General features: G+C 42.6%; 21 protein-coding genes. 16 read left to right on the top strand and 5 right to left on the bottom strand.

From position 1 onward, the window contains the following. Positions 1-255 (top strand): aldehyde dehydrogenase family protein (locus NCCP133_RS16435; RefSeq protein WP_264806158.1); only part of this gene is annotated, 255 nt, incomplete at its 5' end. Between the two features lie 201 nt (positions 256-456). Here the strand turns inward: NCCP133_RS16435 and putP are convergent. Beyond that, positions 457-1,926: a sodium/proline symporter PutP gene (gene putP, locus NCCP133_RS16430; RefSeq protein ID WP_309298082.1), complete on the bottom strand. Its 1,470-nt coding sequence runs from the start codon at positions 1,924-1,926 to the stop codon at positions 457-459. Positions 1,927-2,855: 929 nt separating this feature from the next. On the opposite strand from putP, the gene aceA reads away from it, so the two are divergent. The 7 genes from aceA to NCCP133_RS16395 all read left to right on the top strand — a co-directional run bounded on the left by aceA (position 2,856) and on the right by NCCP133_RS16395 (position 10,043). Next, entirely contained in the window at positions 2,856-4,148 is a 1,293-nt protein-coding gene (aceA, locus tag NCCP133_RS16425; RefSeq protein WP_264806157.1) for an isocitrate lyase, read from the top strand. Positions 4,149-4,352: 204 nt separating this feature from the next. Then, entirely contained in the window at positions 4,353-4,787 is a 435-nt protein-coding gene (locus NCCP133_RS16420) for a YueI family protein (protein WP_264806156.1), read from the top strand. Positions 4,788-4,990: 203 nt separating this feature from the next. Continuing rightward, positions 4,991-5,281 carry an Asp-tRNA(Asn)/Glu-tRNA(Gln) amidotransferase subunit GatC gene (gene gatC, locus NCCP133_RS16415; protein ID WP_264806155.1) on the top strand — a complete coding sequence of 97 codons (291 nt, stop codon included), beginning with the start codon at positions 4,991-4,993 and terminating at the stop codon, positions 5,279-5,281. A 12-nt stretch (positions 5,282-5,293) separates the two neighbouring features. After that, entirely contained in the window at positions 5,294-6,751 is a 1,458-nt protein-coding gene (gatA, locus tag NCCP133_RS16410) for an Asp-tRNA(Asn)/Glu-tRNA(Gln) amidotransferase subunit GatA (protein ID WP_264806160.1), read from the top strand. Between the two features lie 13 nt (positions 6,752-6,764). Next, a complete protein-coding gene (gene gatB, locus NCCP133_RS16405) occupies positions 6,765-8,192 on the top strand; it encodes an Asp-tRNA(Asn)/Glu-tRNA(Gln) amidotransferase subunit GatB (protein WP_264806154.1) in 1,428 nt (475 codons plus the stop codon). Between the two features lie 279 nt (positions 8,193-8,471). Beyond that, on the top strand, positions 8,472-8,954 hold the full coding sequence (locus NCCP133_RS16400) for a thioredoxin family protein (RefSeq protein WP_309298081.1): 483 nt from the start codon (positions 8,472-8,474) through the stop codon (positions 8,952-8,954). A 99-nt stretch (positions 8,955-9,053) separates the two neighbouring features. Further along, positions 9,054-10,043, top strand: coding sequence for an NAD(P)H-dependent flavin oxidoreductase (locus NCCP133_RS16395; protein ID WP_264806152.1), 990 nt, complete (start codon positions 9,054-9,056; stop codon positions 10,041-10,043). Between the two features lie 32 nt (positions 10,044-10,075). Here NCCP133_RS16395 and NCCP133_RS16390 read toward each other — a convergent pair whose 3' ends face one another. After that, entirely contained in the window at positions 10,076-11,008 is a 933-nt protein-coding gene (locus NCCP133_RS16390; protein WP_264806151.1) for a manganese-dependent inorganic pyrophosphatase, read from the bottom strand. A 184-nt stretch (positions 11,009-11,192) separates the two neighbouring features. On the opposite strand from NCCP133_RS16390, the gene NCCP133_RS16385 reads away from it, so the two are divergent. Beyond that, positions 11,193-11,945: a metallophosphoesterase family protein gene (locus NCCP133_RS16385; RefSeq protein ID WP_264806150.1), complete on the top strand. Its 753-nt coding sequence runs from the start codon at positions 11,193-11,195 to the stop codon at positions 11,943-11,945. Positions 11,946-12,168: 223 nt separating this feature from the next. On the opposite strand, the gene NCCP133_RS16380 is transcribed toward NCCP133_RS16385, so the two are convergent. Both NCCP133_RS16380 and plsY read right to left on the bottom strand, forming a co-directional pair. Beyond that, the gene (locus NCCP133_RS16380; RefSeq protein ID WP_264806149.1) at positions 12,169-13,194 is read right to left on the bottom strand and encodes an STAS domain-containing protein; all 1,026 of its coding nucleotides are present in this window, start codon (positions 13,192-13,194) and stop codon (positions 12,169-12,171) included. A 329-nt stretch (positions 13,195-13,523) separates the two neighbouring features. Further along, positions 13,524-14,150, bottom strand: coding sequence for a glycerol-3-phosphate 1-O-acyltransferase PlsY (gene plsY, locus NCCP133_RS16375; protein WP_264806148.1), 627 nt, complete (start codon positions 14,148-14,150; stop codon positions 13,524-13,526). Between the two features lie 170 nt (positions 14,151-14,320). On the opposite strand from plsY, the gene NCCP133_RS16370 reads away from it, so the two are divergent. The 5 genes from NCCP133_RS16370 to NCCP133_RS16350 all read left to right on the top strand — a co-directional run bounded on the left by NCCP133_RS16370 (position 14,321) and on the right by NCCP133_RS16350 (position 20,229). Beyond that, positions 14,321-15,070 carry a class I SAM-dependent methyltransferase gene (locus NCCP133_RS16370; RefSeq protein ID WP_264806147.1) on the top strand — a complete coding sequence of 250 codons (750 nt, stop codon included), beginning with the start codon at positions 14,321-14,323 and terminating at the stop codon, positions 15,068-15,070. Positions 15,071-15,301: 231 nt separating this feature from the next. Next, positions 15,302-15,688: a hypothetical protein gene (locus NCCP133_RS16365; RefSeq protein WP_264806145.1), complete on the top strand. Its 387-nt coding sequence runs from the start codon at positions 15,302-15,304 to the stop codon at positions 15,686-15,688. A gap of 364 nt (positions 15,689-16,052) precedes the next feature. Then, the gene (locus NCCP133_RS16360) at positions 16,053-16,979 is read left to right on the top strand and encodes a diacylglycerol kinase (RefSeq protein WP_264806144.1); all 927 of its coding nucleotides are present in this window, start codon (positions 16,053-16,055) and stop codon (positions 16,977-16,979) included. A 275-nt stretch (positions 16,980-17,254) separates the two neighbouring features. After that, complete coding sequence (rlmD, locus tag NCCP133_RS16355; RefSeq protein WP_264806143.1) at positions 17,255-18,634, top strand: 23S rRNA (uracil(1939)-C(5))-methyltransferase RlmD; 1,380 nt, start codon at positions 17,255-17,257, stop codon at positions 18,632-18,634. A gap of 125 nt (positions 18,635-18,759) precedes the next feature. Beyond that, the gene (locus NCCP133_RS16350) at positions 18,760-20,229 is read left to right on the top strand and encodes a PAS domain-containing sensor histidine kinase (protein ID WP_264806141.1); all 1,470 of its coding nucleotides are present in this window, start codon (positions 18,760-18,762) and stop codon (positions 20,227-20,229) included. 174 nt (positions 20,230-20,403) lie between these two features. On the opposite strand, the gene NCCP133_RS16345 is transcribed toward NCCP133_RS16350, so the two are convergent. Beyond that, positions 20,404-22,320, bottom strand: a complete 1,917-nt coding sequence (locus NCCP133_RS16345) for an alkaline phosphatase family protein (protein WP_264806140.1) — start codon at positions 22,318-22,320, stop codon at positions 20,404-20,406. Positions 22,321-22,630: 310 nt separating this feature from the next. On the opposite strand from NCCP133_RS16345, the gene NCCP133_RS16340 reads away from it, so the two are divergent. Together NCCP133_RS16340 and NCCP133_RS16335 are read left to right on the top strand one after the other, a co-directional pair. Next, the gene (locus tag NCCP133_RS16340; RefSeq protein WP_264806139.1) at positions 22,631-23,287 is read left to right on the top strand and encodes a 5-bromo-4-chloroindolyl phosphate hydrolysis family protein; all 657 of its coding nucleotides are present in this window, start codon (positions 22,631-22,633) and stop codon (positions 23,285-23,287) included. After that, positions 23,284-24,456 (top strand): toxic anion resistance protein, encoded by a 1,173-nt coding sequence (locus NCCP133_RS16335; protein WP_264806138.1) that lies wholly within the window; start codon positions 23,284-23,286, stop codon positions 24,454-24,456. Before NCCP133_RS16340 ends, NCCP133_RS16335 begins: the two co-directional genes overlap by 4 nt. Positions 24,457-24,577: the final 121 nt, after the last annotated feature.

The following is a 24,577-nucleotide window of genomic DNA, read 5'->3' as shown; positions in this document are numbered from 1 at the left end:
CATGCGCTTGAAATTGCAAACAATACAGAATACGGATTAACTGGTGCTGTTATCACGAAGAACCGTGAGCATATCCAAAAAGCGCGCGAAGATTACCATGTTGGAAACCTATACTTCAACCGCGGCTGTACAGGAGCCATCGTTGGATACCAGCCATTCGGCGGCTTCAACATGTCAGGAACAGACTCCAAAGCGGGTGGCCCTGACTACATTCTTCTGCATATGCAGGCGAAGACAACTTCTGAAATGTATTAAGAATAGCGTAAGCGTCTTGCCCACAAAGGAACGCAGACTAAGAACGCCACTCCTCTAAAAAAAGCTGCAGCTTTCGGTTGTGCGATGATGAAGCTTCAGAAGCGTTCTTTGTGGAGCTAGACAGTTATCGACGTTAAAAAATTCTTAGTTTGTAATATAAAAAAATCCCCTTCACTTTGGTGAAGAGGGATTTTTTTTATGCTATTTCTTTAAAATGGATTTGAACTGATTGTATTGCTCTTGTACTTCTTTTGAAGGTTCTTTGTCTAGAAGGCTGACGATGATAATCGATAAACCAGCAAACAAGAAGCCGGGCGCCAATTCATAAAGGTCGAAAATGCCTCCGCTAATTTGCTTCCAGCCAATAACGGTAACAGCACCAACAATAATGCCGGCAAGAGCACCATTGCGCGTCATGCGCTTCCAGAATAGGCTCAGGATGATGACTGGCCCGAAAGCAGCACCGAATCCTGCCCAAGCATAACTAACGAGTTCCAATACCTTGCTTTCTGGGTTATACCCTAAAAAGATTGCAATAACTGCAATGCCCAGTACAGCAATTCTGCCAACAATCATTTCTTCCTTCTTGGAAGCATTTCTTCTAAAGATAGATTTATAGAAATCCTGTGCCAATGCACTAGAAGAAACGAGCAATTGAGAGTCAACCGTGCTCATGATTGCTGAGAGAATGGCTGCTAATAAAAATCCTGCTACCCATGGATTAAATAAAACTTGAGAAAACATGATGAATACTGTTTCAGAATTATTAAGTGGGGTATCTGCAAAGTAAGCGATACCTGCAAATCCTACAAACAGAGCTCCAAATAGCGAAAGAACCATCCACGTCATACCGATGAAACGCGCTTTAGGTACGTCATTTGTTGATTTTAATCCCATAAAGCGGACAAGGATATGCGGCTGTCCAAAATAGCCAAGTCCCCAGGCCAATAGTGAAGCAACACCAACAAAAGTGGCTCCTGCAGCAACATCCAGGTGAGTTGGATCAATTGTGCCGATTTGCTCTACTGTCTCATTCCATCCGCCAAGTTCCCGGATAGCAACAATCGGAATAATGATCAAAGCGAGGAACATTAAAATACCTTGAATGAAGTCTGTCCAGCTGGCAGCCAAAAATCCTCCAAAGAAAGTGTAAGATAGAATGACTGCAGCCCCAACCCAAAGTGCAACCGTGTAGTCCATTCCAAATGAATTCTCTAACAGAATGGCACCGCCAACAAGGCTGGAAGAAGTGTAGAATGTGAAAAAGATTAGTATAACAATTGCAGAAACGACACGAAGTATTTTAGAGGTGTCATGGAATCGGTTTTCAAAATAACCGGGAACTGTAATCGAATCGTTAGCCACTTCCGTATATACACGTAATGGCTTAGCAACAAACTGCCAGTTTAGGTAAGCACCGACTGCCAAACCAATCGGAAGCCAAATCTCGCCCATGCCGCCTAAATAAACAGCACCAGGCAATCCAAGCATCAGCCAGCCGCTCATATCGGATGCCCCGGCACTTAAAGCCGCCACTCCAGCTCCAAGGCGTCTTCCGCCTAAAACATAATCAGATAAATCTTTGGTCATTCTTGCTGCAAGAAAACCAATTAACAGCATGCCGACCAGATAAACAATAATCGCAATTAACGTGGGTAAATTGATATCCATACTAGTTTATCCTCTCCTTGTCTCTGTAAAATAAGTGATGCCCGATAACACAATCAACAAGGGCATTGGAATTAGAAGCCATAGCCAAGTCGCTACAGTGAAATCCATATGTTCACCTCCTCCTTTAGAATTGTCCCCCTTAATACATACGTGAAAAAAGTCCCCTTTATACAGTAACATACAGTTTTGTGTTTGTGAAAAACTTGAATCGGGGTGTAGGTCTCTTTGAAAAGACCTTATTTATCATAACATAATATAGTTAGAGGAACAAAAAAGCTATGATACTATTATTTTTAAAATGTATAAAAATACGTAAAATCGCATTAATTTGCTGTTATATCTCACATATCAACATATCTATTCATTTAAATTTATAAAATTAAGTTAATGAAAAGGCGTGTTTTTTTCGGAAAAAACAAAAAATGATCGCGTTTTTTGGCCTCTCTCAAGTTAGACATTAGTTTTTTTGAAATTTCTTAAAAAATTTTCGGCATGTTTGTTCTTAAACTTGAGTCTAGGCTTGAAAGCAGTTTAAGAAGCTGAGCAGCCTAACCGAAATTTTGCGAGCTGCCAGCGTCTCCAATCTTTTGTCATCTCTGGTAAGCGTTTGGAAAAATAGATTATATTGCACAGGTTATCAGCCTAAATTTCCTTGTAAAAAGATTCTCACCCTAACACATTAAACAAAATATCCAAAAAAGGGTATTTTCAATTAGTTTAAACTTTTCAAAAAATTATAAAAAAAAGGGGTTCCTATTCCGAAATTTCTGTTATATAATACAAAACATAGATAATTAATTGTTTTATAACAGCATAGATTAATTATATGACAGATTAGTATTTTTATATCTGTTATGTAACAACAACGTTATTCATCTGAGAGTTTGCTGAAAGCTGATTTTTTCTAATTTAAAGGAGGATTTAATCAAATGGCAGATGAAAGAGTGCGTCAATTGCAGGGAAGCTGGGAAATGAATGAACGCTGGAACGGAATTGAAAGGCCGTACACTGCGGAGGATGTTATCAAATTAAGAGGATCCATCGACATTGAACATACGTTAGCGCGCCATGGTGCAGAGAAGCTTTGGAAGCTTGTCAATGAAGAAGACTTCATAAATGCCTTGGGGGCGTTAACGGGCAATCAGGCTGTTCAGCAGGTGAAGGCGGGGCTAAAAGCCATATACTTAAGCGGCTGGCAGGTAGCTGCGGATGCCAACCTTTCTGGGAATATGTATCCCGACCAAAGCTTATATCCCGCTAACAGTGTTCCTAGCGTTGTTAAAAGAATTAACCAGGCACTTCAGCGTGCTGACCAGATCCATCATATGGAAGGCGACAATTCCATTGACTGGTTTGCACCGATTGTAGCTGATGCTGAAGCTGGCTTTGGGGGACAGCTGAATGTATTTGAGCTCATGAAAGGCATGATTGAATCTGGAGCAGGCGGCGTTCACTTTGAAGATCAGCTATCTTCGGAGAAAAAGTGCGGCCATCTCGGCGGAAAAGTATTGCTGCCAACACAGACAGCTGTTAAAAATCTGACTTCTGCAAGGCTTGCTGCTGATGTTATGGGTGTTCCGACAATCATCATGGCCCGGACAGATGCAAATGCTGCAGATTTAATTACAAGCGATGTTGATCCTTATGATGCACCTTTCATCACAGGAGAACGTACCCCCGAAGGATTCTTCCGCACTACGGCGGGGCTTGATCAAGCGATCGCTCGGGGACTTGCCTATGCTCCTTATGCTGATCTTATATGGTGTGAAACATCTGAACCGGACTTAGAAGAAGCAAGGCGCTTTGCTGAAGCAATCCATGAAAAGTTCCCGGGCAAATTGCTGGCTTATAACTGTTCCCCATCTTTCAACTGGAAAAAGAAGCTTGATGACGAGACGATTGCGAAGTTTCAGGTGGAACTCGGAAAAATGGGCTACAAATTCCAATTCGTAACTTTGGCAGGCTTCCATGCCCTTAATCACAGTATGTTTGAATTAGCTCGCGGCTATAAAGATCGCGGAATGGCTGCTTACTCTGAACTCCAGCAGGCTGAATTTGCAAGCGAACAGCACGGTTACACAGCTACAAGGCACCAGCGTGAAGTGGGCACAGGCTATTTTGACCAGGTTTCAATGGTCATCACTGGCGGAACTTCTTCAACTACCGCATTAAAGGGTTCGACAGAAGAAAAACAGTTCACAACTGAAAAGCAGGAAGCTTAATCTGATTGTGTAATTTTATCGTTAGGAACTTGATTTTTTAACCTGTATATTCTCCTGTTTTGTCCTCTCTTCGACTGAAGAGAGTTTTTTTTTTACTATAAAGGGGTTAAAATTAAACTAGCACCGTCTAACTATAAAGAACATACATATTATAATGCAGTAGAATGGAAGGTAAACACATCATAAGAGAGCGGAGGTTTTACAGTGGCCGAAAATATAGATGATTATCTTCAGCAGGGGATACATGGGCAAAAACAGGTAAAACCTGATGAGCGGCGAAAGTTCCTGGGAACGCTCCGGGAGAGGGTTGTTATTGCACTCAAGCAGCCGCAGTTACGGGAAGATGGGATCTATCCGCAAGTCGAAGAAGAATTGAAAGCCAACAGGCAGGCGCATCTTTACCTGAATGGAAATATGAGCTACTCATACTTATCGAAATATATCAAAGTGGCTTCAAAATATAAGGTCGAATATACAATCGTCACCAACAAAGAGCATAATTCAGAAATTGGCTTGGTTCTTGCACATGATTATGCGATCGATAAACCCGAAATCTTCGTGGGGCGAAAAACAGTAAAGGCGGAGGCTAAAAAGGCAACTGGCGGGATTTTTGCGAAGCTATTTAAGCGGGGCAAATAGGAAAGCGAGCAGTGTTATGTGGCGCTGCTCGCTTCTTATATTTGAATAGCTGCCTGATGTAAACACACAATTAGCTCAACTCGTGGTAAAATAAGCAGAAGATTGTTGAAACAGACGGCGCGCGTGTTGCTTTAACGCGCGAAAGTTTGGTATGATCATAATTATTGTGCATTGGCAGAATTGAATTTTTGGAGGTGGCATTTATGTCGAGAATTTCGACTGATCAGGTCAAGCATGTTGCACATTTGGCAAGACTTGCAATGACTGAGGAAGAGGCTGCAGCTTATAAGGAACAGCTGGATAAAATGATTTCGTTTGCAGAGCTGTTAAATGAGCTTGATACAGACAATGTAGAACCAACATCCCATGTTCTTGATATGAAAAATGTGATGAGAGAAGACAAGGCGGAAAAGGGGCTTCTGCAAGAAGAAGTTCTGAAAAATGCGCCGGAACATCAGTATGGCTATATTAAGGTGCCGTCCATTATTGAGTAGGAGGGGAAAATGGTGAGTTTATTTGACCATAAGGTTTCTGAGCTTCATCAGCTTTTACATAAGAAGGAAATCACGGTTACCGACCTTGTCAGCGAATCGTACAAGCGTATCGGTGTGGTGGAAGACAAGGTACAGGCTTTTTTAACGCTTGATGAAGAGAGAGCCCGTGAGGCAGCAAAGAAGATGGATGATAAGATCGGAACAGATGAAGCAAAAGGGCTTCTCTTTGGCATGCCAATCGGGGTGAAGGATAATATCGTAACAAAAGGGATTCGAACAACAAGTGCGAGTAAAATCCTTGAGAATTTTGATCCGATTTATGATGCGACTGTTGCATCCAAACTACATAATGCAGAAACGATTGCAATCGGAAAGTTGAATATGGATGAATTTGCAATGGGTTCATCAACTGAAAACTCAGGCTTTCAAGTGACCCGCAATCCTTGGAACCTGGAAAGAGTCCCAGGTGGCTCTTCAGGCGGTTCTGCAGCTTCTGTTGCTGCTGGGGAAGTTTTGTTTTCACTTGGATCGGACACAGGCGGTTCCATCAGGCAGCCAGCTTCCTACTGTGGAGTAGTTGGGTTGAAGCCGACATATGGCAGGGTATCCCGCTTTGGCTTAATTGCCTTTGCGTCATCATTGGATCAGATTGGACCGATTACCCGTACGGTTGAAGATAACGCTTATCTGCTTCAGGCAATTTCCGGGGTGGACTCAATGGATTCGACTTCAGCAAATGTCGAGGTCCCAAGCTATGCGGAAAGCTTAACTGGGGACGTAAAAGGCTTGAAGATCGCTGTACCGAAAGAGTATCTTGCAGAAGGTGTTGAAGAGAGCGTCCGCCAGTCTGTAATGGATGCACTAAAAGTGTTAGAAAAATTGGGGGCATCTTGGGAAGAGGTTTCGCTTCCTCACTCAAAATATGCACTGGCAACCTATTATCTGCTATCTTCTTCAGAGGCTTCGGCAAACCTGGCACGCTTTGATGGCGTTCGCTATGGATACCGTACCCCTCAGCCTGAGAACTTAATTGATTTATATAAACAGACAAGAGCGGAAGGCTTTGGTGATGAAGTGAAGCGTCGTATTATGCTTGGGACATTCGCCCTAAGCTCTGGATACTATGATGCCTACTATAAGAAGGCACAAAAAGTTCGTACGCTTATTAAGCAGGACTTTGAAAATGTGTTTGAAAAGTATGACGTCATCATTGGGCCAACTGCACCGACTCCAGCTTTTAAAGTCGGTGAAAATACGTCAGATCCGATGACGATGTATGCAAATGATATTTTAACCATACCTGTTAACCTTGCAGGTGTACCGGGAATCAGCGTGCCGTGCGGATTCTCAAATGGATTGCCGCTTGGCCTCCAAATTATCGGAAAGCATTTCGACGAGAGCACTGTATACCGTGTAGCGCATGCATTTGAGCAGGCAACTGACTATCATAAACAAAAACCGGGACTGTAAGGGGGGAAAAGTCATGAAATATGAAACGGTTATCGGACTTGAAGTACACGTAGAGCTAAAAACGGATTCTAAAATTTTTTCTGCCAGCCCAAACCATTTTGGTGCTGAGCCGAACTCTAATACAACGGTCGTTGATCTAGGCTATCCTGGCGTTTTGCCGGTTATCAATAAAAAGGCAGTAGAATTTGGGATGAAGGCATCAATGGCTTTAAATTGCGAAATAGCGCCTGTGACAAAGTTTGACCGAAAAAACTACTTTTACCCAGACAACCCGAAAGCTTATCAGATTTCGCAATTTGATCAGCCGGTCGGCGAGCATGGCTGGATTGAAATTGAAGTGGATGGCTATAAGAAAAAAATCGGAATCACACGCATTCATCTTGAAGAGGATGCAGGAAAGCTTAGCCATGAAAAAGGATATTCTCTGGTGGACTATAACCGCCAGGGTACACCATTGATCGAAATCGTATCTGAACCGGATATCCGCACACCGAATGAAGCATACGCTTATCTGGAAAAATTGAAATCGATTATCCAGTACACAGGCGTATCCGATTGTAAAATGGAGGAAGGCTCACTTCGCTGTGATGCGAATATTTCCCTTCGTCCTGTCGGGCAGGAGGAATTCGGTACAAAGACTGAGCTTAAGAACCTGAACTCTTTCAACTTTGTACGCAAAGGGCTGGAATACGAGGAAAAACGCCAGGAGCAGATCCTGAATTCTGGCGGAACAATCCAGCAGGAAACCCTCCGCTATGATGAAGCGACAAATACGACGATTCTTATGAGGGTAAAAGAAGGTTCGGATGATTATCGTTATTTCCCTGAGCCGGATTTGCTGGATATCCATATCGATGAAGAATGGAAAGAGCGAATCCGCGCAGAAATCCCTGAGCTTCCGGATCAAAGAAAGAACCGATATATTGAAGAGCTTGGATTGCCTGCTTATGATGCAGCTGTTTTGACTGTTACAAAAGAAACATCCGATTTTTTTGAAGCAGCAGTTAATGCCGGAGCAGAAGCGAAACAGGCCTCCAACTGGGTAATGGGTGAGGTGTCTGCCTACTTGAACGCCGAGCAAAAAGAACTGGGTGACATTGCTCTTACACCTGAGGGACTTGCCGGTATGATTAAATTAATTGAAAACGGCACGATCTCATCTAAGATTGCTAAGACTGTTTTCAAAGAGTTAGTCGAAAACGGAGGAGATCCTGAAACAATCGTTAAGGAAAAAGGCCTTGTCCAAATTTCTGACGAAGGTGCTCTCCTGAAAATTATTGGCGAAACACTTGATGCGAATCCGCAATCCATCGAGGATTTTAAAAACGGAAAACAAAAGGCGATCGGATTCCTTGTCGGCCAGATTATGAAAGCAACAAAAGGCCAGGCAAATCCGCCTCTTGTAAATAAGCTTTTACAAGAGGAAATCAAAAAACGATAGTACTGTTAATAAAGAGCTGATGGTCAATCTAATCCATCAGCTCTTTTACATATAAGTTGTTCGACAAAATGTCTCTCTATTTCCCAGGAAAAGATGTGGTTTTACATTGTTTTACAGGAAATGCATTGAATGAGTGGGCAGGAATGTCAGGGGAAATTAAAGAATAAGAATGAAAGGCAATCAGAATAAGGAGTGTAAAATATGGAGTTAATGGACTGGCATTCAAAGGGACTGGGTACACAAGAATATATAGACCGCATGAAAGTAAATAAAGAATAAATGAAGTTGATCTATGACCGTTTTTCCTTGTCAGATGAAGAAAAAAAAAGACTGGCAGATTTAAAGGGAAATGGCATGAAGGCTATTGCCATAACGGAAGATTGGTGTGGGGATGCTATGCTGAACAATCCAATCCTGCTGAGAGTTGCAGAGGAAATCGGCAACGAAGTATGTTTTATTTTGCGGGATGAAAATCTGGAGCTGATGGACCAGTACCTTACTAATGGAACCTCCAGGGCCATACCGATTTTTATTTTTATAAATCAAAAGGGAAAGGAGTCTGCAGTTTGGGGTCCGAGGGCCAAACGAGTACAGCAGCTTGTGGATGAAGAAAGGAGGAATCTTCCGGCTAAAGATGCTGAAGATTTCAATGAAAAACAAATGAGCATGTACAAGAGGCTGACTGCGACATATCAAGAAGACTCTGAAGTCTGGCATACAGTTGCAGATAGTATAATCAATACTTTAGTTTCGGGAAAATAATCGAGGAAGGGGGAGTTAACAGTGGGCTGGAACCGAAATCAATTAACGGAAAAGCTTCGGTTAACATATCCGATTTTTCAGGCGCCGATGGCATGAGGAATGACAACCCCTCAATTAATCATCGAGGTATCCAATAGCGGCGGGGTTGGCAATATGGGGGCTGGCTATATGATGCCTGAAGAGGTGAGAGAAGATGTTAGAAGGATTCGGAGTCTGACAGAGAAACCTTTTGGCGTGAATCTATTCGTTCCTGATCTGGGGGCATCGGCAGAAGCTGATGAGATTCAGAGAATGGAAGAGATTCTGTCCAGGTACAGCATTGAGCTGGGCTTGGAGGAGAAGCCGTCTTTGCCTGGAAGGGATTATGAATCAATTTATAGAAAAAAGTTGGAGGTTGTATGGGAGGAAGGTGTTCCGGTCTGCAGCTTTACGTTTGGCATACCTGATTCAACGACTCTTCATGAATTAAAAAAACGGGGTACGGTTGTTGCAGGAACAGCAACGAATGTAAATGAAGCAGTAGAGTGGGAAGAAGCTGGAGCAGACCTGATTGTTGCGCAGGGAAGTGAGGCTGGCGGTCACCGGGGCACTTTTCATAAAGAAGAAAGCGGACTGGTCGGTTCCATGGCGCTTATCCCGCAGGTTGCAGATGCAATTAATTGTCCTGTGGTCGCCGCAGGTGGAGTAATGGATGCACGCGGAATTGCTGCTTCGCTGATGCTCGGAGCAGCGGGTGTTCAGCTTGGCACGGCATTTTTAACTTGCCGGGAAAGCGGGGCTCATCCGTTATATAAAAATGCATTCCTTCACGCTACAGAAGAGCAGACGGCATTGACAAAAGCTTTTTCTGGAAAGCTGGCACGAGGAGTTGGCAATCGGTTTATCGAAGAGATGGATGGCCAGCCCGCATTGCCTTATCCGCTTCAAAACGATATGACAGCTCCACTCAGAAAACAGGCTGCCAAATTGGAGCGACCGGAGTTTATGTTCTTGTGGTCTGGACAGGGAGTGAGGCTAGCTGAAGCGTTGACAGTGAAGGAACTTATGATGAAGCTTGTGAGCGGGACCGGAGATTTGCTGGATAAGTAAAAAGCAGTGCCCATTTCGGCACTGCTTCTCTCTTATTTACCAGCCAATACGTTTGTAAGGGGCGGAACGATTTGCTTTTTACGTGAAACAACGCCTTTTAATAAGGCTTTGTTATTTTCAAGTACTACATTATAAGCTTTTTCAACAGCTGCTGCTTCTTTACCAAGTGCGATTGCGACTGAATCGTTGTTTAGGATGTCTGTTAAAACAAAGACGAACAAGTCGAGTTCTTTCTGGGTAATGGTTTCGGAAATGACTGCTTCCAATTCCGCCTGGCGTCTTAAAACATCATTCAGATCTACAGCATTCACTTGTGCAACCTCTGTTTTATAGCTGCCCATCTGGAATTCCTTCGCATCAAGGGAAACTAGTTCTTTTACAGATTTGCTGCTTAGGTCTGCACCTGCTTTCAGCATTTCCAAGCCATACTCTTCAGCATTTACGCCAGCCATTTCAGCAAGCTCGCGTGCTGCTGCAGTGTCCTGATCTGTGCAGGTAGGAGATTTGAATAAAAGGGTATCGGAAATGATGGCAGATAGCATTAAGCCAGCTGTTGCTTTGCTGATTTCCACTCCGTTTTCTTTATACATTTTGTTTAGGATCGTTGCTGTGCAGCCAACCGGCTCCGCCCGGTAATAGAGCGGATCGCTTGTTTCAAAGTTTGCAATTCGATGGTGATCGATAACCTCCAGGATTTTTACATCTCTGATATCGTCTGCGCTTTGCTGGAATTCGTTATGGTCAACAAGGATGACTTCGCTTGCTTCTTTTGAAACGTCCTCAACCAGGCTGGGAGCTTCCGCTTTAAAGTAATTTAAAGCAAATTGAGTTTCTTCATTTACTTGGCCCAGGCGGATTGGTTCAGCATCAACGCCTAATTTGTTTTTTAATTCAGCATAAGCAAGAGCTGAGCAGATCGAGTCTGTGTCTGGGTTTTTGTGCCCGAATACAAATACTTTTGACATAATTCCTACTCCTTCTATATGTAATAATGGTTTTTTGCCTGCTGTTATTTTACCATATTTTTAATGGAATGGCGGTATGGGGAAAAATCAAATTTTGTAAATGGTGCTGGTTATTTTTAGGAATGATAGAGGAAGCTGGTGAGTTTTGGAGAAATACATAGGTACAGTAAGGAGGAGACAGTAGATGGGGAAAGTGGCAGTGATTTCAGATATACATGGCAATATGACAGCACTCGAAGCTGTTTTGGAAAATATCCGCGAGCGTGGAATTGGGACGATCTTCTGCCTAGGTGATTTGATTGGAAAAGGACCGAATTCCCGAAAGGCAGTTGAGCGGATAAGGGAGACCTGCGAAGTGGTCCTTCTTGGCAATTGGGATGATTTTATGCAGAAGCCGCTCGATTTCGAAGATGGGAAATGGCATCAAAGGCAGCTTGGGGAAGAGACCTTGGCATATTTGAGCACGCTGCCATTTCATCATGATTTTTATATGAGCGGTAAATATATAAGGCTTTATCATGCTTCAGCGAAAAGCATCTATCACCGTGTTGTGCCGATGCGCGATTCTCATGAAGAAAAGCTGGCCATGTTTGAGAATACAGAGAACATTAATGCAGGTGAAAGAGGAATGACTCCGGATGTGGTGGGATTCGGGGATATCCATGCTGCCCTTATTGAACCGATCCAACCGCAAAAAACGCTGTTTAATACTGGAAGTGTGGGAAATTCCCTTGATATTCCGCAGGCGACTTATGCCATTCTGCATGGAGAATATCGCTCAAAGGACCCTGCACCTTTTTCAATTGAAATCGTTCGTGTCCCTTATGATATTGAAAAAGAGATCAGAATTGCAAAAGAAATGGGGATGCCGAATTTGGAAGCTTATGTCCTCGAACTGCGAGAAGCTAAATACAGGGGAGCACCCAAGAAAGCATAATGTGGCGGAGGGTTGTTTTGAATGTAAAGGCCAGATAGAGAACAAAGACTAGCCTTGTCCTCCTAAGAGCTGCCGCTTTCGGTCGTGCGATGATTATCCTCAAAAAAAGCTACCGCTTTTTTCTTCGTGCCAAAAGATTTACTGACGAAACCTTCTGTCCTGTGGGCCTCAACTAACTATCAGTGGGGGATAAAGCCCCCCTACTGATTGAAGTTTCACTTTATTAGAATATTTTCCTGCCTTTTTTTGAAAGGGCATAATAGATGCCGTGCTGCAGGTTGGTGAAGCAATTGAATTTGGAAAGATTGAAACTTGTTTCAGTAATCTTTGTGCCAAGTTCTGGTGAGATGCCAACAAGGATGGTTTCAGTACCAATAAGGTTGGCCGCAGCTGCAAGTTTGCTTAAAAACTCTACAGTGTAGGTGCCGATGGATTGGTTCAATCCCGTCAAATCCAAAATCAGGCAGTCAGCTTGGTGCTTTGGCAAACTGTGCAGGGTTTTATCAACCAGTTCCTCTGAACGGAATTCATCATATCTTCCCAATAAAGGCACAACGACAATTCCATCTAAAACGGGGATCACGGGAGAAGAGATTTCCTTTACAAGCTCTTTTAGGTCTCTTGTCCGGTCTTCCACTAGTTTTTCAAGCTCGCTGATTTTTTGAGATTCCTCGCGTCTGGCTAATGCGTGGATATTTTCTTCCACGGTAACCGTTGAAGGGAAGTAATCCAGTTCGGTGTACTCCTGGTTACCCAGTTGGTCTTTCACTTTTTTATACCAAAGGCTTGTTCCGAATACAGCAGAAAAGATGCCGGCAAAATGCCCGGAAAGGAACGAGCCTGATTCAGTTTTTCCTTGTTCTTTATTTATTTTATATTCCCAGCTGTCCACAGTACGGACTTTGGCTGTCATTGCTTCCGGATCCAAGTCGGTTATCGTAAATTTTCCCCAGCCGGCTGAAGCGTAAATTCGCGGAATAATATTTGCTACTTCCGCTGCAGGAAGACCCAAGTTCCTGAAAAATTCACCTACAACCATCCCTTGCCTGAATCCAGTCGTTTCAAGGACAAGGCTGGACATTTCTTTTCCTGAAATTTCTTCAATCGTATCAAAAAAGCTCTTCATCGCTGATTTAATCCAAAACAGGACGGCATCTTCGCCTTCAAAATTAAATAGTCCTTTATCAAGATCCCAATTAAAATCAAATCCATCTATCTTTGTTTGAAGTATTAAGCCTTCTTCTGTCATCCCATTGCCCCCTGATATTGATATGTAAAAGTACGAATCATATTTTGTCTGTGCTAACGCTCCTTGTTGATGTTTGCACCCTTGATTAGACCGCGAAATTAACAGAGCCTTTAGTTTAAATACACATTAACTCACTTCATATACCCATATTCTAAAGAAATAAACCCTCTTGTAAAAAAATCGCCGCTGGTTTATATTGTCATTATCATACACACTATAGACTCCCTTTATCATAAACATTATTCAAAGGATTTGCTACAGGGGCTGCTTTCATGTGAAAAACATAAAAAAAGCCCGAAAGCCGAAAAAAGATGGCATCCGGGCCTGTTTTAGGCTCTTTTCTTAGTATCTCTAGGAGGGATTCTGTCATTCTTTAAGCTTTTATCCGTTATTTTAGGTTCCTTTCTGTTTATAAAGTTTTTAATGTTTGAGCGGTGCAGGAAAATTAGAAATAAAAGGAAAATAGAAAAGATAAGTTCATGCTCACGCCCTGGTGTAAAAATGGAGTAAGCCAGTAAAGAGGCACCAACTGCAAGGGACCCATAAAATACATACTTTGTTGCATAGATGATAGCAATAAATGAAAGATAGGCAATGAAAAACAACCAAATATTTGCGACAAGCAAGGCACCTGCCGTGGTGGCTATGGCTTTGCCGCCCCTAAAGCCAGCGAAAATAGGAAAGCAATGCCCAAATACAGCAACCATGCCAGCCATTAGCGGATCTGCATCAAGCTGCAGCATGATTGGCAAAGCTGCAGCCAGTGCCCCTTTGCCAATATCGACAAGGAGCACTACAATAGCTGCTCTTTTTCCAAGTACCCGCAGTGTGTTGGTCGCCCCCGGATTATTGCTTCCATGTTCCCGGATATCGATCTGAAACGCATACTTGCCAACTAATAATGCAGTGGGAATCGATCCAATCAAATACGCTGCCAGAAAAATTAGTAACGTCATCGTATCAATCCTTTTTAAATAATATATTCATACAAGGCCGCACTTCAGCCAACTTTTAATAAATAATTTCCTGGAACCCCCTCAATTATTGTCAACGCTTACAGTTTACCATATAATGGTTGTGTTTAAGGTTAAATTTATAATTATTAGAATATAGGGCGGTGAGTGGTATGGTAACGAATATGGGACAGGCAAAAAAAGGTCTTGTGCCATTCAAAAAGCAGATTCCAATCAGTTTTTTTGAGAGCTTAAATATGAGAGGCATTTCATTTGAAGGAAAGAAAGTTGCTGATATAGGTGCGCGGACAGGAACTCTAACAAGAAAATTAAAGCTTAGAAATGCAGACGTAATTGGCGTGGAACTATCGGAGGAATTGCTTGAAGAAGCCAAACGGTTCAGTAAGGAACGCTTTGTACAGATCCCTTACGTAAAAGGATCGGCGCAAAATCTAGATTTAGAGGAAAGCCGCTATGATATGGTGACAGTTTATCAAGCGTGGCACCTGTTTAAACGTGAACGGGCATTGAAGGAGATAAGGCGCATTTTAAAGCCGAAGGGGAAATTAATTGTTGCCGATTCCAGAATTTTGCGGGACGGCGAGCCAGTAGAAACGACAATTAGAGCACTTGAAAATTTTTTAGGCGAGAACATCTGGCCATCAGGTATGGAGTCCCGGCATGAAATTAATGGGTATCCTGTTGAGTGGTTTACTGAATGGCGGGATAATGGATTTGAACTTAGAGACTTTTATAAACTGGACTTCAAAGCATCCTTCAGCAATGAAAAATGGCTTAATCAATTTTTTGCAGCCAAGGATCTTCCATCAGCATTATTAAAAGAGTTTGATTCTCAATTTGGCGCCCGCGCAGCACATACGATCCCTTATGTTTGCAATGTTTGCATTTTGGAATCTAATTGACTCTCATTTCGTGAGGGTTTTTCTATATTAAAACGATTGAATTGCAGGGTTCTCTCAATTATGATTATTACGGCACTCAAAAAAAGAGCTCTTATTTCGAAGTTATATATAGAAATGCCCTTTTTTATCATATGAATGGATGAATGTAACCGATAAAATACCCGGCAGGATATAATAAAAAGCATTGAGGTGTTCATCGCTGATAAAGCAATGGAAGGAGATGGATTTTTCATGGATCATTATTCATTGGAAGAATGGCTGAAATATGTGAAAAATGAGCTTGGTGTCAAAGAGCGCGAAGTCTATGAAGATCATCTCTATCTATGCGATCAGTGTCTGGAAGTTTATCTTGCTGCGATGGATGAAGCGGACCATTTATTGCCGTCCATGCCGGGAAAGGATGATTTTCTTAGTCTAATCATGACCCAAATTGCAGAAGAGAGTAACAAAGAAGTCCCTCTTGTAAATGAGACAGCAAAACAAAAGTCTGTTTCTGCTGGAGAAACTTGGTTTGCGCGCTTTTTTTCGATCGCTTTTGTCTGCCTGCTGCTTATTTGGGGCCTGCTAAAAATGCTGGGTGGGTCTAAAAACAAAACTGAAAATTTCAACTGGGAGTAACTCTTAACATTGTGTTAAGAGTTTGGAAATTCAATATAATTATCTTAAAATAAAAAAGACTTAATAGTTTATTTTAGCAGTGGATCTGGGACTTGCCAGCCCAGATTGGAGCATTGCCGATCATAAGGGACATAGCTCACCATTCTTTTTAAAAATAATGCTTAATCAGGATACTTTTGTGCCTAATGAGGGTATACTTCTTTTGTGTTGTCTGCTACTTGAGAAAAGAGGCAGAAGTGAATAGAATAGAAACCGGAAGTAAACGTGAAAATTTGCTAAGGGCAATTCTATTCGCTATGATGTTAAATGATGGAATTATATAAACGGATTAAGACAAGTTGATTAAATAATAGGATGATGGGCTATGAAAAGAGCAAGAATTATTTATAATCCGACCTCAGGCCGCGAAATTTTTAAAAAGCATTTGGCGGAGGTCCTGCAAAAGTTGGAAGTGGCAGGCTATGAAGCCTCATGCCATGCCACAACAGCCGAAGGGGACGCAATAATCGCTGCACGGACAGCTGTCGAGCGCCGCTATGATTTAGTGATTGCGGCAGGCGGAGACGGGACGATCAATGAGGTTGTAAACGGCCTGGCTGAACAGGAGTATCGGCCGCGCCTGGGGATCATCCCGACTGGAACTACAAATGATTTCGCACGAGCACTCCATATTCCAAGGGATGTGGAGGCGGCCGCAAATATTATTGTTAGAGGCGATACAATCCCTGTTGATATCGGAAGGATTAACGATAAATATTTTATTAATATTGCCGGCGGCGGAAGGCTGACTGAGCTGACATATGAAGTGCCAAGCAAGCTCAAAACAATGATCGGCCAGCTTGCGTATTATTTAAAAGGCATTGAAATGCTTCCTTCCTTCCGATCAACTGAAGTTAGCATCGAATTTGACGGAAAAATCTTTGAAGGAGAAGCTATGCTTTTCCTTGTGGGATTAACCAATTCGGTTGGCGGCTTTGAAAGGCTTGCCCCGGATTCCTGCATTAATGATGGATTGTTCTCTCTGCTGATTTTAAAGAAAACAAATCTGGCAGACTTCATTCGCATTGCCACTATGGCAGTGCGCGGTGAGCATATAAAAGATCCGAACGTAATTTATACACAGGCAAACCGGATAAAAGTCCAATCGAAGGAAAAAGTGCAGCTAAACCTTGATGGTGAATTTGGCGGGCTTCTTCCGGCTGAATTTGTTAATCTATACAGGCACTTGGAGGTCTTCGTCCCAATTGACCAGATCCGTGAAGAAGACCGCCCGACAGATTGGGCAAGGTAAATCATGATAAGAAAAGTCCGCTCCTGGAGCGGGCTTTTTGTTGTAGTAGGATAGTATCTGGAAAGTTTATGAAAATGCAAATAGGATCAGGCGTTTTCCAAAGAGGATGCATGAACTGGTAAATAGATCAGGAAAAGCTGCAAATAAAACTTATGATTTTCTTAAAACATGGCAATCAAGAAAAGGCGGTATCTAATTTCGTATTTCATGCTGTTTTGTGATACAATCTCTCTAGTCAAAGAGGTCACGGAATTAAGCTGAAAAGGAAGAAAAAGATGAGCAGAACATTACCGGTGCAAAAAAATGATTTTATAGATGTTGTTTTTGAAGACTTAACCCATGAGGGAGAAGGCGTTGCCAAGGTAGAGGGCTATCCGCTGTTTGTGCCGAATGGGCTTCCTGGAGAAAAAGCAAAAATAAAGGTTGTAAAAGTCAATAAGAGTTACGGATTCGGGCGCCTGATTGAAACATACGAAGAAAGCCCATTCAGGGTCGATGCTTCCTGTCCAATTTACAAAGAATGCGGGGGCTGCCAGCTTCAGCACTTAAGTTATGAAGGCCAGCTGCTTGCAAAGGAAAAACAAGTCAGGGATGTGCTGACCAGGATGGGAAGGCTTGAAAATGTAAAGGTTCATCCCGTGCTTGGCATGATGGACCCATGGCGCTATCGCAATAAAGCACAGGTGCCAATTGGCGAGCAGGAAGGCGGATTGATCGGCGGTTTTTATCAGCATCGCACCCATCAAATCATTGATATGAAAGAGTGTCTCATCCAGCAGGAAAAAAATGATGAGGCAGTCCAAAAGGTAAAGGAAATCTGCGGTCGCTATGGGGTCCGTGCATATGATGAAGGAAGGCATAAAGGAGATCTGCGACACGTAATGGCGCGTTATGGGCTTGTGACCGGGGAGGTCATGATTGTAATGGTCACCAGATCAAACGAATTGCCGCATAAGCAGAAGATTGTCGAAGAGATTGTCGCGAGCATTCAAGGTGTTAAGTCAGTTGTGCATAATGTCAATTCTAAAAAAACGAATGTGATCATGGGGGATGTTACCCGCGTATTATGGGGCGAAGAAGTGATCTATGATTATATCGGGGATATTCAATTTGCCATTTCTGCACGTTCCTTTTATCAGGTAAACCCTGAGCAAACCAGGGTACTATATGAAAAGGCACTGGAATATGCGGACTTGAGCGGGGATGAAAAGGTCATTGATGCTTATTGCGGTATCGGAACCATTTCCCTTTTCCTGGCGCAAAAGGCAAAAGAAGTCTTCGGCGTTGAAATCGTGCCTGAAGCCATTGAGGATGCAAAGAGGAATGCTGCCCTCAACGGAATCATGAATGCTGAATTTGCAGTTGGTAAAGCAGAAGAGGTGATTCCGGAATGGTACAAAAAAGGCAACAATGCAGATGTGCTTATAGTGGATCCCCCGCGTAAAGGCTGTGACGAAGCCCTGCTGCAAACTATTCTTAGCATGAAGCCGGCAAAAGTCGTCTATGTGTCATGCAATCCAGGAACTCTTGCCAGGGATTTACGGATTCTAGAGGATGGCGGCTACAAGACGGTGGAAGTGCAGCCAGTAGATATGTTTCCTCAGACCATGCACTGTGAAGCAGTAGCGAAAATAGAATTGCGAGAAAGCAACTAACCTTTGGGGAGTTGCTTTTTTTCAATTCTATTCAAAAATATGGAGTTTCCCTAAAGATAATCGTGTTTTTTATCTTAAAATTCTGTAAAATGAAATTAATAGAGTATTTAAATGGGGTGAGCTCATTGGAAAGTGGTTTCCCGATTCTTGGAAACGAAAGTGATTCTATTGATTCTATTGATTCCAATCCTGATGAGTTGATCGATTTGTTTCTGAATTGTACTGCTGATGGGATTGCCATTATTGATATGGAAAATCGTTTTATAAGAGTAAACCATATGTATACAACAATTTTTGGCTATACAGAAAAAGAAGTAATCGGGAAAAAGTTTACAGAGTTTCAAAATCCCAAAGAGGTGAAGGGTATTATTAAACTCGTTAAACTTGGAAAGGTGTATAGCAATGTCATGACACAGCGGTATCACCAGGACGGATCAGTTTTGGATATATCAGTGTCCTATTCTCCTTTTCGGAATTCAAAGGGAAAAATCATTGCGGTCCTTGCCGTTTTTCGCGATATGACAGATTTAAAGACTTTGGAAAGAGAGCTAAGAAAAACGCGTGAATTATATGATTTGATTACAAAGAATACGACGGATATGATTAAAGTTTTTAAGAGGGATCAAATCTTGATCTATGCATCGCCATCACATGAGAAGATTCTGGGGTTTTCACCGCGGCAGCTTGTAGGAAAGAACTGCTGCAGCGTTATGTTGCCTGAGGAAAAAGAGAACTTCAGCATAGTGTTTCATAAGCTATTGGAAACGGGTGAGCCGCAGCTGATCGAAACTAAGCTATCGGCAGCTAACGGTGATACAATTTTTGTCGAAACAAGCATTTCTCCTATTTTAAATGATAAAGGCGAGATCGAATTATTCGTAGCTGTAGGAAGAAACATTACGGATCGGGTTAATAATGATAATGCATTGCGAAATCTGGATCGCCTTTCTATCATCGGCCAGCTGGCAGCCGGGGTCGCCCATGAAATCCGGAATCCGCTTACATCTTTAAAAGGTTTTTCAAAGCTGCTTCAGTCAAGTGTGAACCTGAAAAAACAGGATGACTACCTGTCTATTATTATGGAGGAGCTTGACCGGATCGACATGATTGTCAATGAATTTATGTCACTGGCCAAACCTCAGGCGATCGAATTTGAAAAAGGGAATGTAATCTCCGTTTTGGAAAGCACGATTAACGTGCTTCATCCGCAGGCTCTCCTCCACAATGTGCAAATAAAGCTAAATTATGATGAGGAAGTAATTTTGCTAATGTGTTCGCTTCACCAGTTAAAGCAGGTATTCGTCAACTTCCTCAAGAACGCGATTGAAGCGATGCCGAAAGGCGGAAATGTTAATATAGAGGTGGAAAGAATCGAAAGCAAGCGGGTGAAGATTGCTTTTTCGGATGAAGGGCCGGGAATTGATCCAGAAATGCTTAAACACCTTGGAACGCCTTTTTACACAACAAAAGATAAAGGGATTGGATTGGGCCTTACAGTCAGCAATAAAATTATTCAGGAACACCATGGTTCAATGAGGATCGAAAGCAATATTGGTGAAGGCACCACTGTGACGGTGGAATTGGATTGTATATAAATTGCCATACTCATCTCTTGGGGAGAGGGGTCTTTTGTTTGGTAAGGGTTTGGCTTGCAAGTGTGGTGGATGATCTGTGCGGCAGGCTGCTTGCGCAAGACAGTTATCTAAGTTCAAAATTTTATACTTTTTACTCTTAAACAAAGGACCTTGCTTTCCGCAAGGTCCTCTCGCTTATTCAAGTGCATCCTCCAAAACTTCACCTTCCAGGAAGCCTGGGGCTGGTATCCCTAATAAATTATAAACAGTTGGTGCAATATCAAGTGTTGCAATGGAGCCGATGTTTTCGCTATTTTTAAAAGAAGGGCCATGCGCGAAAAAGACTGCTTTCAGTTCTTTTCGGTCAGGGTTGCCTCCATGGCTGCCCAGTTCGATGGCAGGCATGGAGGCTTTCGTCAGTCCGCTGCCCATCATATACCCTTTAGCGCCAAGCAAGAGGATTTCTCCTTCGTTGGGGTGGTCCTTCTCCTGTTGGCTGCCATTTTCTATTTTGTAGGGCTTTTCCTTCTTTCGCAGCAAATAATTGAAGAATTGTTTTGTTTTTTGATCCAAATCGCTAAAACGCCTTTGAACGATAGTATTGCCTATTCTTCCAAAGCAATGCGTAAGTACCTCTTTTTTGAATTCGGGCTTTATTTGATACTCGCTAAAAAGATGTTCTACTTGCTTGGCGACCTGCTCTTTTTCTTCTTTTGAGAGGTCTTTGTTCAGGTATATTTGTGCAGCGGATCCGCTGGCAACAGCAATTGCTTTTGATTCTTCCTCGTCAATCTTGCCATTTTTATCGGTTTTCAGAAGCCCTTCTTTCTTCAGTAATGTATTTGGTGCAAGAATGGTGTGCACAGGCTCCATTCCATGATCGGAGACAACTAAAAGGTGGTCATTTCCATTCAGGCTGTTCATTGTTTTTCCGATTACATCATCAGCGATTTGGTAGGACCATTCAATATATTTCATCTGTTTTTTTGAACTTTTTTCGGTAAACTCAGGCTGTCTTGGATCAGTCATCAAGTAATGATGTGATTCATGGTCAATCTGGGGTGCATAGAACATAAGCAGATCCGGCTGGTATTTTTCTTTTATAAAAAGAGAGACATCCGCAGCCCATCCCACAAAGCGAGAACTTATATCTTCGTATTCGTCCCTGGAAAGCCAGCCTTTTTTAAAGGCTCTGGTATCATCCTGGACAGGAAAGAAGCCGAATTCCGAAATGATTTCCTCTTCAAACCCCGGAGGACCCTCAATGAGTCCTGAAGTAATAGCTGTCCGATAGATGCCGGCCTTTTGAAGAGCGGGATCAGCCTTTACTTTAAACCAGAATCCAGCCGAATCATCCTCAACCTTAACAGGAAAAGCCCCCCATTCATTCGCTTTTACAATAGAATCAGCAGATTCCGAAGAACGATTGTTTGAAAAAATAAATTGGTCATAGTTTGTTTTTCCATCATCCGAAGTGTCCATTGCGAATATATAAATTTCTTGACTCTTGGCTTCTTTTAACGGCAGCTTAAGTGTTGCTTCTTTTATTGGGCTGAAGCTTCTTTTAGGGTGATGAAACCCTTTTGCAGATTTAAAATTCAGCTTTTCCTTTGAGCTTTCCGCCCATGTTTCACCGTAATAAACAGCATAATCAGCCTGTGATCCGGCATCGGGGTTTGAGCCCGGAAAAAGGACCGTTGCAGTTGTTTTGCCGTTTTTTTTCGCTTCTGACCAAAGCGGGCTTCGATCCAGAGGCTGATGAAAGGCGCTTTCACCGTTTGCTAATTCCTTATGGGGATCCTGCCACTTATTGCTGACCATGCCGGTTTCGGACGGAGTTGCTCCTGTTGCAATTGCTGCATGGGAGGGAGCAGTCAGGGAGGGCGTAACGGTTGTTGAATCCTTTGCCGTTACTCCTTTTTCCATAAGGGATTGAAGATGAGGAAGCTTTCCTTCTTTTATATATTCCTTTGCCAGGTCATTCCGCATTCCATCAAAGGAAACGATCACAACCGAGCCATTCTGGCCGCTGGTTTCTGCTGCAAATCCTGAAGGCAAAGATACGAGTGAAACTATTAATATAATCGTTATAAAAAAATAGTGCTTATTCATTACGTTTTCCTCCATGGTGTATGCAAATTAGTACAGAAATGTATTCCCATAAATGAATAAGGGTAAACGTAAGTGCAGGAACTTAAATATACGACTCAGGTCTTAGTTGCGTTTACTATTAGGGTCTATGGCGGGGGGCAGGGTTTTCCTGTATCGTTATACTTGAGAAGTTTGGCAAGTGAGTTTTAATAGATTTAAGGGCGGGTGCCTGAATTTGATTAATTCGTGCTTTATTTTTGCATTTGGATGAAACTTTATGTTTGCGAAAAACGTATAAATAAGTAGGACTATGAGTCAGGAGTCGATAGAGATGAATTCTTTTTTAGCGTTTACTTTCCGTTTGCTGACAGCGGTTCCTTTGTCTGTCAGTGTTTGGCTGGTAAGTTATTTTGCTTTTGATCAAACCTTTCTCCTCTCGGGTGTATATGGTGCAGCAGCAGGACTGCTCACCTATTGGGCTGGAGGCATAATTCAGCGTCGCCGCTTTTTAAAAAGGCATGGGTTAACGAGAAGGGAATACCAATATATAAAGAGAAATCTTGATGAAGCAAAGCGGAAATTAACCCGTCTGCATAAGGCGATGTTTTCGATTCGCCATTTTCCAACGCTGAAGCAGCGGATGGAGTTCATGAGAGTGACAAGAAGAATATACAGGCTGACAAAAAGGGAGCCCAAGCGCTTTTACCAGGCGGAGCAGTTCTATTTTTCCCATCTGGATTCCGCAGTGGAGCTGGCGGAGAAGTATGTGTTTCTATCTTCGCAGCCGAAAAAGACGCGTGAATTGGATCAGTCGCTTAAGGAAACCCGCCGTACGCTTGATATGCTCACCCATCATGTGGAGGAAGACCTTCACCGGGTAATAGAGGAAGATATAGAACAGCTTAATTTTGAGATCGATGTTGCCAAGAATTCGATTGAGAAGATTAAGGATTCAAGATTTCAGGATGAAAGCAGGAGATTAAAATGACCGAAGAAAATCAGTCCTTGTTAAAGAATACAAGTGCCAGCCTGATGGATGATCTCCTGGCTGATCCGTTTGGGGAAAAGAAGGAGATTGCCTCCTCACCATCCATGGATGAAAAGCGGACAAGGCTAATTGATGTGCTCCCTGAAGAAAACCGGGAAAAAGCCTATCAGCTGGCCAAGCAGATTGACCCGGCCAACCATCAGGCGATGATCTCCTATGGAACTCCAGCACAATCGAAGCTTTTATCTTTTTCCCATACAATGCTCGAGCATGTTCAAAAAAAGGATGTAGGCGAAGTAGGGGAAATCATCAATGATTTGATGAAGAAATTTAATGATGTAAATCCAGACGAACTGAAGCCGGAGAAGGCATCCTTTTTAGCTAAGATGTTTGGAAAACTGTCGGGTTCTGTTCAGGAAGTACTGTCCAAATACCAGAAAACCGGAACTCAGATTGACCGGATCAGCGTGAAGCTTGAGCGAAGCAAGAATCTTCTGCTTTCCGATATCGTCATGCTTGATAAGCTCTATGAAAACAATAAGGAATACTTCCATGCTTTAAATGTGTATATTGCGGCAGGGGAGCTCAAACTTGAGGAGCTCCACGAAAAAACGATTCCGGAGCTGAAGAAAAAGGCAGAGAAAACAAATGACCAGATGAAGTTCCAGGAAGTCAATGATATGATTCAGTTCGCAGACCGCCTGGATAAGCGCCTTTATGACTTGAAATTAAGCCGGGAGATCACCATTCAGAGTGCACCGCAAATACGCCTGATCCAGAATACAAATCAGGCACTGGTTGAAAAGATTCAGTCATCCATCATGACGGCCATCCCTCTTTGGAAAAACCAGGTGGCGATTGCCTTAACATTGCTGCGGCAGCGCCATGCTGTGGAGGCTCAGAAGAAAGTCTCGAAAACTACAAATGATCTTTTATTAAAAAATGCTGAAATGTTAAAAATGAACACGATTGAGACCGCGCGTGAAAATGAACGGGGCATTGTGGACATTGAAACGTTAAAGAAAACGCAGGAAAATCTGATTTCTACTCTTGAAGAGACACTAAGGATTCAGGAAGAAGGCCGAAGTAAGCGCCGCCAGGCTGAATATGACCTTGCGAATATGGAAAATGACTTGAGGCAGAAATTGCTCGAGATAAAAGGTGATTAGATGTGCCTGACCGGTTTATTTATAAATGAAATGGTTAGTTTGGAAACATCCGAATTCGTTGGTTAATTGATTGATCCTTAAAAGCAAGTCTCCTTTTAAAGCCATATATAGAAAAGAGCGG

It is taken from the genome of Cytobacillus sp. NCCP-133, from assembly GCF_026011715.1.
Taxonomy (GTDB): domain Bacteria; phylum Bacillota; class Bacilli; order Bacillales; family Cytobacillaceae; genus Cytobacillus.
Note: the sequence above shows the minus strand (reverse complement) of the source record. Positions and strands in the feature narration are given on the sequence as shown.